The sequence below is a fragment of the Polaribacter reichenbachii genome (assembly GCF_001975665.1).
Lineage (GTDB): Bacteria > Bacteroidota > Bacteroidia > Flavobacteriales > Flavobacteriaceae > Polaribacter > Polaribacter reichenbachii.
Map to the genome: position 1 here is coordinate 3,536,166 of NZ_CP019419.1, position 12,590 is coordinate 3,548,755.

The window sequence follows — 12,590 nt, forward strand, 5'->3', positions numbered from 1 at the left end:
GGCGCGAAATCGTTTTCATTTTTTTGATATCTAATTGTTATAAAATCTTTACAGAAATGTTAACTATAAATTACCTTCAAAATTTATTAAATCTTTCTTTTTAGTCTTTAAAGTATCTTTTTTAATCTCATTTTGGGTAGTTGGTTTTGGTTTCTTTTTCAATCCTATTTTGGTTAGAAGGCCAGACAATGTATTAAAATTAACTTGATAAGACAAACCTACTCCTTGGGTATAACCTTCTTCTTCTTGTGAGTATTGAATTTCGTTTTGACGGTTAAAAATTATCCCTCTAAAATTACCTTCAGTATTTAATAGTACTTCTACTTTAACCTCACCAACAACACTAGATTGTGTTTCTGCGCCAACAGGTACACCAACTTTTCCGTTTATAATAACTCTATCACTAACTTGTGTGCTTACAGATAAATCTACTTGATTGTCTATATTTAAACGATCTATGTCATTTACTTCTCCTTGCTGATAATCTAAACCCAATTGAAATTTACTATCAGGACTGTTTAATAAATTAGAAAAAGCACCTGCAATTGCGCTTGAAGCTGTACTTGCCAAAGTGTTATTTACATCAAAACTAACTTTATCTGGATTTCTAAAAGTATTAAAAGCTAATAACGATATGAATTGCGTTGTTTTTTCGTTCACATTATTATCATTCAAAATAAATTCTAACTCACTCGCAATCGTTGGATCTACGTTTGTAAGTTGGATATCTAATTCTTGTTTAGAGTTAAATAAACCACCTGTAATTCTAGTTACCAAATCTATTTCTTCTTTTCTATTAGAACTAAAGTTCTCTAATAATACTGCTGGATTAGCTTTGGCTTTATAAATGGCAGTAACATCTAAATTGGCTTCGTAAGGATTACCACTCCAAGAAACTGTACCTCCTTTTTGAATGATAAAAGGCTTGTTTATAATTCCTCCGTACTTAAAATCATAAACTCCACTATCTATTCTGTAATCGCCAAACATATCGAATTTACCTCTTGTATCTATTCGTATTTGTAAATTCCCTGCTCCTCTACCCGTTAACTGACTACCATTAACTTCATCAATAACAACTTGTGCTAAAGCGTCTTTTGTAACTTCTAAATTAATATTTAAATCTAATCCTTTTACAGCCTCTTGTGCCAATTCTCTTTGCTTATCTTCTGTAGATATTTTATCGCTCTTAAAATGGATTAGACTATAACTATCTACAGTTTCTACATCTTTTAAAGGCACAACAAATTTTGTATTCGGATTTGTTTTGGCATTAACCTCTATGGTTAATTGGTCTGTTAAACCAGAGATACTTGCAGATCCATCCATAAAAGCAGTTCCATAATACAAAGCCTCTTCTGTGTTTTTTGTATCTAATACCAATAAATTATCTGTAGTTATTTCTAAGTCTAAAAACCATTGTTCAAAGTTTTGATGTGTAATAACTCCTTTAAATTTTCCTTTGGATTTATATTTGGTATCCAACAAATTAATATCCTCTAAAATAAAAGATTGTTGATCTAAATTAATTACCGATAATCCATCAAAATCATAATCGATATTTAAATATGGGAATTTTAAACCTGCATTTTTAAGCGTTAAATTTCCTAACATATCTGGGTTCCCTAAAAAACCTCTTAGATTAAAATCACCTGAAACACTACCTCGCAATGAAGATATTACATCTTGCCCTAAAGGACTAAATGCTTCTAATTGATAATCTTCTAAAAAGACTTCTAAATCGATTAATGGTCTTTTATTAGAAAAATCTAAAACACCTGTTGCAGCAATACTTTTAACTTTTTCATTATTTATTGATAAATCTACATTGTATTTCTCATAAGAATTATCGCCAATAATATTAATTGATAATTCTCCTTGATTAAAATTATTTACTTCAAAATCTTTGATTACTAAATTTGCTTCTGGTTGATAAATGTTTTCGTTTTGTATAAAATCTAAATTACCAGATACTCTGCCTTTTAATGCCAAACTATCTATTTCTGGCATAAAACTTTGCAATTTAACTTTAGTAAAATCGGCATAAAGGTTCTTTTCAGAATCGCCAATTAAACTTCCTTTAAACTTAATTTCTTGCTGACCAGAGGTTAGTTTAAACTGACTAAAGTTAAACTCATCATTGTTTAAATCAAAAGTAATTTTATCTGTATTTTTTTCATCTGGATTAATGTTCCAGGCTGTTTTTTTGAATACAAAAGTCGATTTCTCAAAACCTAGTACAGATTTTTCTTCTTTATTAATTGTATAGAAAAAATCGAGATTAAAGTTTTCATTGTCTTTTAAACCTCCATTAAATTCAGATTTAAAAAATAAGGTGTCGTTTTGCGTTTTATTCAGCAGGTTTAACTTAGAAACTTTATAGTATTTGGTATTAACTTCTGATGCTGTTAAATGTGAGTTATAAAAAGGATTTTGATTATCTGTACGCAATAAAATCTCTTTTAATTCATTGCCATACACATCTATTCTAGGAGATGAAAATGTAAGTTTTAATTGGTTTTTATTCGATTCTATTTTACCTTTAATCTTAGTATTATCATCAATATAAACTTCTGGAAAAAATACATTTACAACTTGATTATAAATGGTGAAACTAAAATCGAGAAACTGATTTGGCATTACTTCAAAAGGCTGATAATTGGTATAAATACTACCTAAAGCATTTTGAGCTACTCTACCTACTTCAGAAAAGGTAAACTTACCTTCTATAAATCCGTTAGCAATATCTTCTGATGTTAAGTCGATTCTTTTAATACTATCTTTTACAGAAGATGACACTTTAAATTCTTTAAAACTAAACTCTTCTTTTTGATTGGTATAATACACATCTTTAAACACAGCATTACCCACAATGTCATCGAAGGTATTACCTTCTACATCAAGTTCAATTAATCCTTTTAAATTAGCAATACTATCTCTAGTAAAAAGATTAGTTTCTTTTAAATTAAGATAAGTAATTTGCGATTTAAAATCGAACTTATTTATTTCGTTTGATAAATCTGCTAAACCATTAAATTCCATTTTAAAGTTAGCGTCATCAATTTTTAATTCGCCATCAAATTTGTTATTTTGATACAAACCATTTGCAGAAATATTTTTATAATTATAGTTCTTAAATTCGAACTCAGAAATGTTACCTAAAAATTTAGTGTTTATATTATCTAATTTAAATCCACTACCATTAACATCACCCTTAAGAGAAACTTTACCAAAAAGTGGATCATTAAAAAAGACACCCATATTAAATTCTTGTAACTCAATTTCTCCATGATAAGTAGCATAATCAATATTGTCTATATTACCTATCTGCAAGTCAGAAATTGTAGAACCAATCTGAGAGTTTACCATAACATCTGCCTGTATTTGAACAGGAGTTACTTTAACGTGTCCTTTTAAATTAAACTTACCTAATTTATCAAATTCTGTAGGCAATGTTTTGCCTAATACATTGGGTAAAATATTCTTTAATTCTTTATAAGTTGCTTTTAAGTTAACTAAATCTCCTTCAAAAATAAAACCCCTTTCTGTACTTAATGCATTTACAAAAAACAAATCACCATTAATAAACAAGCCTTTTTTTGATGATAAGTTTAATTTTTTTACTTCAAAATTATTTAGTTTTCCGTTTAGGTTTCCGCCTTTTAAACTTAGTATATCGTTACCATTTAATTCATTATAATACTTTTTAATATCCTGAATAGCAACATCACTTTTACTAAAACGTGCATTAATTTGTACTTTGTTATTAAAATCGATTAAATCTTCTCTTTTGTATTTAAAATCGATATCAGCTTTAATATCTGTATTTTTTGTTTGCAAAGTTGTGCTTACAAAATGCATTGCAGTTTTAGTATACGAAAAATCTGTTGTTAAATTAGTAACCTCTAATCCGTATTTATCTGTAAAATGTAAACCTCTAATATTTGTTGAAAAATTAGGACCTTCTACAGCTAAATCTTGTAAATTACCACCAGCATTTGTGGCTGAATACGCTACAGAATCTACCTTATTGGCATCAACAATTTTATAATTTAGATTATTTACATAAACATTTGTAGCTCTTAAAATAAATGGATTAGCTAAAGAATCTTTAGGCTTGCCATCATCAAAAGAATCTATAAAAATAGAAAGGTTATCATTGTTTTCATCTTTATAAGTTTTCATATAAAAAAAAGCATCATCTAAATAAATACTTTTTAAATTCACCTCACTATCAATAATTCTTTTTGCATTAATTATTGATGTGCTTAACTTACTCACAAAAATTAAGGTGTCTTTATGATGATCTTTAATCTTTACACCTTTTAACTGAACACTACCTAAAAGAGATAAATCTACCTTTTCAATGGTTAAATCTGTGCCAAAATCTTCATTAACTTTAGCTGTTAAATAATTACCAATTTTTGTTTGTACAGCTGGTATAGAAAGAATAATACTTACTAATAACAGAAAGAGTACAAAGTACCCAAGCCATTTTAATAATATTTTTCCTTTCTTTTTGATGAGTTTAGTTATTTAAATATTGAAAATTATATAAATTAATAAGCAAAAATATTGCCAATTATTACAAATAACGTGCAAATTTAATAAACTATTAAATATCTATAATTAAATTTGAAAACATAGCTGAATTTATACTTAATTTTGCAAAACTTTAACCTATTTCATGAATAAACCCATATATATTTTAGGAATTGAATCTTCTTGCGATGATACTAGTGCATCTGTAATTTGTAATGCGAAAGTTTTAAGTAATGTGGTTGCTAACCAAGAAGTACACTCAAAATACGGAGGTGTTGTGCCAGAATTAGCTTCTAGAGCACATCAACAAAATATTGTGCCAGTTGTACAACAAGCATTAGAACAGGCTAGTATTACCAAAGAACAATTATCTGCTATCGCTTTTACTAAAGGTCCAGGTTTAATGGGATCTTTACTTGTAGGTACTTCTTTTGCTAAATCTTTGGCTCTAGGTTTACAAATACCTTTGATAGATGTAAACCATATGCAAGCGCATATTTTAGCACATTTTATAGAAGAAAATAGTAAAATACCAGAATTTCCTTTTATCTGTTTAACGATTAGTGGTGGCCATACCCAAATTGTAAAAGTTACCAATCATTTTGAAATGGAAATTTTAGGCCAAACTATTGATGATGCTGTTGGTGAAGCATTCGATAAATCTGCAAAAATTTTAGGTTTAGCTTATCCCGGAGGTCCTTTAATAGATAAATATGCCAAATTAGGTAACCCAAAAGCTTACCCTTTTACCAAACCAAAAGTGGGTGACTTAGATTTTAGTTTTAGTGGTTTAAAAACAGGAATTTTATACTTTATTCAGAAGCAACAACGAATTAACCCTAATTTTATAGCCGAAAATTTGAATGATATTTGTGCATCTATACAATATACAATTGTTGAAATTTTAATGGATAAATTAAAAAATGCCGTTAAAAAAACCGGAATTAAAAGAATTGCAATTGCTGGCGGAGTTTCGGCAAATTCAGAAATTAGAGCAAGATTACTTTTAGCAGAAAAACATTGGGGATGGTCTACCAATATTCCTAAATTTGAATACACTACAGATAATGCTGCAATGATTGCAATTACTGGCTATTTAAAATTTTTAAATAATAATTATGCAGATGTTTCTGTAACCGCTCAAGCTCGTTTAAAGGTTACTGAATAACTTTTTGTTAATATTTTTTTTACGATAAAATAATGTTGTTTTTTTGTAAAAAATTATTCTTTTGAAACATTTAATAAATAGAGCTAGGTTTAACGTATTCTACTATATTTTTTGGGTGCTATATTTCGTTTTTGCACGTGCATTTTTTTTGATATATTATTTTGATAAAACTCAAGAAATTAACTTTTTAACTATCTTAAAAACATTTTTATATGGTTTAAGGTTAGATCTTTCTTTTGCTGCTTATTTATCAATAATTCCGTTTTTGTTGATAATTTTTTCAATTTTCATCAATAAAAAAAGAATTGTAAGTATCATAAAATGGTATACGATTGTATTAATTATTATTATAAACCTGTTATTATTGATTGATGCTGGTTTATATCAAGCCTGGGGAACACGTTTAGACACTTCTATTCTACCTTATTTAAATACGCCAGAATTAATGCTCTCTACAGTATCTAATTCTCAATTGATTTTTGGCACACTAGCATGGTTTATAATTTCTTATGTATTTATTCAAATTTTCAATAAAAATATAAAAAAATATAGCAGTTTAATTGATCTTGGTAAATGGTTAGAAATACCCGTTTTTCTCATTTTAACTCTATCTTTATTAATACCTGTAAGAGGTGGTTTACAAATCATACCCATCAACCAAAGTAATGTGTATTTTTCGGATAAAATGTTCGCAAACCACGCTGCTGTAAATTTTATTTGGAACTTCTTTAACACATTAACTCATAAAACAGATGGTATAAACTATTATAAATATTATGATGAACAAACAGCTTTAAATATTGAAAAAGAAAGAAAAACTCAACTTTTAAAAGCAAATATAGATTCTGTTTTAAATACTGATAAACCAAATGTAATTCTAATTCTTTGGGAAAGTTTACCAGGTAAAATTGTAGGTTCTTTAGGTGGTGAACCAGATGTAACCCCAAATTTAAATAGACTTTCTAAAGAAGGAATATTATTCACAAATTTCTATGCTAATGGAGATAGAACAGACAAAGGTATACCTGCTGTTTTAAGTGGTTATTACCCACAACCTGTAGAAAGAATAATGGCTACACCTAACAAAACTAGAAGTTTACCTATGTTGCCTCAAAAAATGATCGATTTAGGTTACAAAACAACCTTTTATTATGGTGGAGACTTGAATTTTGGGAATATGAATACCTATTTACGAAATGCAGGAATCACAAATTTTGTTGATGGTAATGATTTTGACACCAAAGATTGGAGCTCAAAATGGGGTGCTTATGATGATGTTTTTATGAAAAAACTGGCTTCAGATTTATCAGCATCTCCTCAAGAGCCATTTTTTAATATTGCTTTAACTTTATCTAGTCACGAACCTTATGATATTAAATGCGAATATAAATTTGGTAAAGATACACACGATAATACATTTAGAAGTGCACATCATTACACTGACAAAACTATTGGTGATTTTGTTGAATTTGCTAAAAAACAACCTTGGTATAAGAACACAATCATTGTAATAATGTCTGATCATGGACATAGTTCACCAAAACACACTGGGCCTTATTTTTCTCCAAAAAAATTCAGGATTCCAATGCTTTGGCTGGGCGGTGCTTTAAACAAAAAGGGAATAGAAATTTCGGCTATTTCTAGTCAAGTAGATTTTTCTTATTCTCTTTTAGATTTAGTAAATGGCGATAATAAAGACTTTATTTTTAGTAAAAATATCTTTAATACATCTAACAAACAATATGCACATTATATCTTTAATAAAGGGTATGGAACAATTTCTAAAGAAGGTGTTTTTATTTATGATTATATTAGTCAAAAACCCATTTTAGATATTGGTGATAAAACTTCTACATTAGATTCTTTAGGAAAAGCAATTACTCAAAATGCCTATGAAGATTTTTTAGAACGTAAATAATTTAAACTCCAAATTGTGTTAAATGATGGTCTAAATGTTTGTAAAACATATTATTCCATTCTATTTTATTTAGCTTACCAAAAGAAAGCGATTCTTTACCATCAAAATAGTTTTCGCCTAATTCTTGACTTTTAAGTATAAAATCGATCAATCTTTTTTTCTCTAACTCAAACTCTCTTTTATCAGAAATTATAAATTGAGGTGCTGTTCTACTATTTTTAGGATATGGTTTTTCGCCAACAACTGCTTTTTTAACAAATGCTTTTAACATCAGTTTTACAAAAGGATTTGGCTTGGTATGTTTGTCTGTATAAACCATTTCGTAAGTAACTGAACAATGTGCTAACATTTGTGCAACAGACATTTTACCCCAATTTGGCTGACTTTCTACTGTTAATTTTTCGATTCTATTGATTACAGAATCTGTAACTTCTTTTTCAAAAATATTTTTCATTTTAATGTAGTATTTTAAATATCAATTCTTTTAATATATCTCCTTGAGTTTGGTTTGCACCAACACCTTTACTTTTTACATCTGCATCTCTTAAAAAAGCAATTACCTGTGCAACTTTACGCATTGGATAATTTCTTGCAGCCATAAAATAATCATCAATAAAATAAAAACCAACACCTAACGATTTAGAAACAGCACTTTTAGATTTATCTTGCAAACCGTGAAAAAGCAACAGTTTTGTAAAGAAATTATTTAACAATGAAATGGTCATTATTGTTGGGTTATTCTTCGGATTTTCAACAAAATAATTAATAATTCTATTTGCCTTTACAATATCTTTAGATCCAATTGCTTTCTGAAGTTCGAAATTATTAAAATCTTTAGAAATACCTATATTCTCTTCAATATGCTTATCATTAATAATGGTTTCTTTAGGTAAAATAAGCATCAACTTACTTAATTCGTTCGAAATTTTACTAAGATCTGTTCCTAAAAACTCTACCAACATTTGTGCAGCCTTTGGTTCTATCTGATACTTTTTTCCGCTTAAAACTCTACGAATCCAATCTGCAACCTGATTTTCATAAAGTTTTTTACTCTCAAAAATCAAACCTGATTTTGTTATAGCTTTGTGAAGCTTTTTACGTTTATCTAATTTTTTATACTTGTAATTAATTACTAAAACTGTTGTTGGTTGCGGATTTTGAGCATAAGAAACCAATTTTTCTATAGTTCTGCTTAAATCTTGCGCTTCTTTTACAATTAAAACTTGTTTTTCAGCCATCATAGGATAACGTTTAGCAGAAGAAATAATATCTTCTACACTAGCATCTCTACCATATAATACTTGTTGATTAAATCCTTTTTCAGATTCATCTAAAACAGTTTCTTCTATATAATCAGAAATTTTATCAATATAATAAGGTTCTTCTCCCATTAAAAAATAAATGGGTTTTACGTTACCTTTTTTAATATCTGAAACAATGGTTCTTATTTCGTTCATTTATTATTTTACTTTATTCGCCACGAATTCAACAATAAATAATCATTTTATAAATCACAAAATTTGTGAATTGGTAGCAAGATAATCATAATACTATTCTTTTGAATTCTAATGATTCATTTTGAAAATTAACTAAAATACATAATCTATTTCCAGAAACTTTTAAATAATTAATACACTGAGCTTATATGCTTTGAATGAAATTCTTTCACTGATTTTATTTCTAAAATTATTTTATCTAAAAATTACAAAATCAGCATAAAATTTATGTGGTAAAATAACATCCTTGTAATTAATTACATATTCTTTTTCTCTTTCAAAACTTATATTTTTCTTCTTTAATTCATATTCTAATGCATCTTTATAAACCACTTCTAAAAAACCACCACCTAAATTATTATGGACTTCAAATAAAGTACCAACAATATCGTAGCTTTCTTTTTTATAAATCATTTTTATTTGTGATATTCGTGGTAATGAAGCTGCAAAAACTCAACCTACCTACATATAATTTCAAACTCAAAAGTAGCGAAAATAAGACGCTTATTTTTGATAAATTAAGAAAAAAGTATTTTGTATTAACTCCAGAAGAATGGGTTCGTCAGCATTATGTTTCTTTTTTAATTGATAAAAAAAAATACCCAGTTTCTTTAATTGCATTAGAAAAACAATTAACCATCAATAATCGTAAAAAAAGAACAGATATCTTAGTTTTTAATGCTAATGGTGAACCAGATATTATTGTAGAATGTAAAGCTCCGCAAATAAAAATTACACAAGCTACTTTTGATCAAATTGCACGTTATAACTTAAAGTTAAAAGCAAATTATTTAATTGTAACCAATGGTTTGCAACATTATTATTGTAAAATGGATTTTGAAAAGGAAACCTATGTTTTCTTGCAAGATATTCCTACTTATAATTAAGAAAAAATTAGAACTTAACTGATTTTTTAAATGTAATTTCGCAACCTTGAAAACTGCAATCGTAATATTAAATTGGAATGGTCAAAAACTGTTAGAACAGTTCTTGCCATCTATCGTAAACTTTAGTATCAATGAAGCTGAAATTTACGTGGCAGATAATGCGTCTACAGATATTTCCATTTCTTTTATTAAAGCAAATTTCCCATCAGTAAAAATTATTAAAAACGCCGTAAATGGTGGTTATGCAAAAGGTTATAATGATGCTTTGCAAAATATTGAGGCAGATATTTATTGCCTAATTAATTCTGATGTAGAAGTTACTAAAAACTGGCTCTCTCCTATTTTAGATGTTTTTAAAAGCGATGAAAAAACGGCTATTATTCAACCAAAAATTTTAGATTACAAAAACAAATCTAAATTCGAATATGCAGGTGCTGGTGGTGGTTTTATAGATTTATATGGTTACCCTTATTGCAGAGGTCGTGTTTTTAATCATTTAGAAACAGATGAAAATCAATTTAATGATATTTCAGAAATATTTTGGGCTTCTGGTGCTTGTTTATTTATTCGCTCAACCATTTATCATAAAATAGGTGGTTTTGATGAAGATTACTTTGCACATCAAGAAGAAATTGATTTATGTTGGAGAACTCAAAATATTGGTTATAAAGTAAAATATGTAGGTACTTCTACAATTTATCACGTTGGTGGTGCAACTTTACAAGAAACAAATCCACATAAAACCTATTTAAATTTTAGAAATAGCTTATTAAATGTGGTAAAAAATGTACCAAAAAAATGGTTTCTGTTTGTTGTTTTTTCTCGTTTGATTTTAGACGGAATCGCAGGTATCAAATTCATTTTTGAGTTAAGACCAATACATACTTGGGCAATTTTAAAAGCACATTTCAGTTTCTACGCGAACTTTAATAAGTTCTTAAAAAAGCGTAAAAGCTTACAAAAAAAGCAAGATTACAACTTACACACAAGTATTGTTTGGCAATATTTTGTATTAGGCAGAAAAGAGTTTAAGAATTTGAGATAGTTTTTAGAATTTAAAAAACAAATTCTTTAAAAACTAAAACTCCCACAACTTTAAGAGCTTTGCTACTATGCAACTTCGAGACTTTGAAGCTTTGAGACTTTGAGACTTTGAGACTTTGAAACCTAAAAAAAAATTAAAGTATATCTAAACTTCCTTTACCTTCTCTAATAACTTCTGGCTCAGAATCTGTTAAATCAATAATTGTAGAAGCATAATTATCTCCATAACCTCCATCAATTACCACATCAACTAAATTACCCCATTTTTCATAAATCAATTCTGGATCTGTAGTATATTCTAAAATATCATCTTCATCTCTTATAGAAGTCGATACAATAGGATTACCTAAAGTTGATACTAAAGTTCTTGCAATATTGTTATCTGGAATACGAATACCTACTGTTTTTCTTTTCTTGAAACCTTTTGGTAAATTATTACTACCTGGTAAAATAAACGTATATGGACCAGGTAAAGCGCGTTTTAATAGCTTAAAAGTAGGCGAATCTATTTGCTTTATATAATCTGATAAATGGCTTAAATCATTACAAACAAAAGAGAAATTAGCCTTTTCTAGCTTAACACCCTTAATTCTCGCTATTTTTTCTAACGCTTTGGTATTTGTAATATCGCACCCTAAACCATAAACAGTATCCGTAGGGTAAATAATTAACCCACCTTTTTTAAGAATGTTTACAACCTTATCAATTTCTTTTTGATTTGGGTTCTCATTATATAATTTAATGAATTCTGCCATATTATAAAAATACAAAAAAACTCAACTTAATACAAAGTTGAGTCTGTTTTTGTGGAAGTAATTCTCTTATTTATGATTTATCAACCAATCTAAATCCTTCTCCATGAATATTTAAAATTTCAACATTTTCGTCTTCTTTTAAATACTTACGTAATTTTGCGATGTAAACATCCATACTTCTAGAAGTAAAATAATTATCATCTCTCCAAATTTTGGTAAGTGCTAATTCTCTTGGCATTAAATCGTTTTTATGAATGGCTAGCATTCTTAACAATTTACTTTCTTTTGGCGATAATTTGCTTGGCTCACCCTCTTTACCAATAGATAAATGACGTAATTTAGAATTAAAGAAAAAAGAACCAATTTCAAACTCAAATTGTTCTGATTCAGCAGATTTATCTGTTTCTTTACGCTGTAAAATTGCTTTAATTTTATGCAATAAAACTTCAGAATCAAAAGGTTTGTTTAAATAATCATCTGCACCAACTGCATAACCTTTTAAAACATCTTCTTTTAATGTTTTAGCGGTTAAAAAAATAATTGGCACTTCTTTGTTTGTAGTTCTAATATCTTGTGCTAAAGAAAAACCATCTTTTCGAGGCATCATTACATCTAAAATACAAAGATCAAAATCGCTGTTTTTAAACATAATTAAACCTTCTATACCATCTTTTGCATGCGTAACGTTATAATCGTTTAACGCTAAATAATCTTTTAAGACTGTTCCGAAATTTGGATCATCTTCGACTAATAAAATCTTTTTACTTCCCATTTTTAAAC

11 protein-coding genes are annotated in these 12,590 nt (G+C 28.0%); 4 read left to right on the forward strand and 7 right to left on the reverse strand.

Annotated elements, in window-relative coordinates; all coding sequences use genetic code 11:
- Positions 1-63 precede the first annotated feature (63 nt).
- Positions 64-4,281, reverse strand: coding sequence for a translocation/assembly module TamB domain-containing protein (locus tag BW723_RS15040; RefSeq protein ID WP_226789291.1), 4,218 nt, complete (start codon positions 4,279-4,281; stop codon positions 64-66).
- A 406-nt stretch (positions 4,282-4,687) separates the two neighbouring features.
- On the opposite strand from BW723_RS15040, the gene tsaD reads away from it, so the two are divergent.
- Both tsaD and BW723_RS15050 read left to right on the forward strand, forming a co-directional pair.
- A complete protein-coding gene (gene tsaD / locus BW723_RS15045; RefSeq protein WP_068359132.1) occupies positions 4,688-5,710 on the forward strand; it encodes a tRNA (adenosine(37)-N6)-threonylcarbamoyltransferase complex transferase subunit TsaD in 1,023 nt (340 codons plus the stop codon).
- Between the two features lie 148 nt (positions 5,711-5,858).
- Positions 5,859-7,628 (forward strand): LTA synthase family protein, encoded by a 1,770-nt coding sequence (locus BW723_RS15050; RefSeq protein ID WP_226789292.1) that lies wholly within the window; start codon positions 5,859-5,861, stop codon positions 7,626-7,628.
- Between the two features lies 1 nt (position 7,629).
- Here BW723_RS15050 and BW723_RS15055 read toward each other — a convergent pair whose 3' ends face one another.
- The 4 genes from BW723_RS15055 to BW723_RS18120 form a co-directional block, all read right to left on the reverse strand.
- A complete protein-coding gene (locus BW723_RS15055; protein ID WP_068359133.1) occupies positions 7,630-8,082 on the reverse strand; it encodes a DUF1569 domain-containing protein in 453 nt (150 codons plus the stop codon).
- Position 8,083: 1 nt separating this feature from the next.
- Positions 8,084-9,085: a DNA polymerase III subunit delta gene (gene holA / locus BW723_RS15060; RefSeq protein ID WP_068359136.1), complete on the reverse strand. Its 1,002-nt coding sequence runs from the start codon at positions 9,083-9,085 to the stop codon at positions 8,084-8,086.
- An 85-nt stretch (positions 9,086-9,170) separates the two neighbouring features.
- Positions 9,171-9,260, reverse strand: a complete 90-nt coding sequence (locus tag BW723_RS18115; RefSeq protein WP_317197691.1) for a GxxExxY protein — start codon at positions 9,258-9,260, stop codon at positions 9,171-9,173.
- Between the two features lie 59 nt (positions 9,261-9,319).
- Positions 9,320-9,538, reverse strand: coding sequence for a GxxExxY protein (locus BW723_RS18120; RefSeq protein ID WP_317197689.1), 219 nt, complete (start codon positions 9,536-9,538; stop codon positions 9,320-9,322).
- 29 nt (positions 9,539-9,567) lie between these two features.
- Between BW723_RS18120 and BW723_RS15070 the strand changes: the two genes are divergently transcribed.
- Together BW723_RS15070 and BW723_RS15075 are read left to right on the forward strand one after the other, a co-directional pair.
- Positions 9,568-10,011 carry a type I restriction enzyme HsdR N-terminal domain-containing protein gene (locus BW723_RS15070; protein ID WP_175335400.1) on the forward strand — a complete coding sequence of 148 codons (444 nt, stop codon included), beginning with the start codon at positions 9,568-9,570 and terminating at the stop codon, positions 10,009-10,011.
- A 46-nt stretch (positions 10,012-10,057) separates the two neighbouring features.
- Positions 10,058-11,056, forward strand: a complete 999-nt coding sequence (locus tag BW723_RS15075; protein WP_068359142.1) for a glycosyltransferase family 2 protein — start codon at positions 10,058-10,060, stop codon at positions 11,054-11,056.
- Between the two features lie 133 nt (positions 11,057-11,189).
- On the opposite strand, the gene BW723_RS15080 is transcribed toward BW723_RS15075, so the two are convergent.
- Both BW723_RS15080 and BW723_RS15085 read right to left on the reverse strand, forming a co-directional pair.
- A complete protein-coding gene (locus BW723_RS15080) occupies positions 11,190-11,810 on the reverse strand; it encodes an L-threonylcarbamoyladenylate synthase (protein ID WP_068359145.1) in 621 nt (206 codons plus the stop codon).
- A gap of 70 nt (positions 11,811-11,880) precedes the next feature.
- Positions 11,881-12,582, reverse strand: a complete 702-nt coding sequence (locus BW723_RS15085; protein ID WP_068359147.1) for a response regulator transcription factor — start codon at positions 12,580-12,582, stop codon at positions 11,881-11,883.
- Positions 12,583-12,590: the final 8 nt, after the last annotated feature.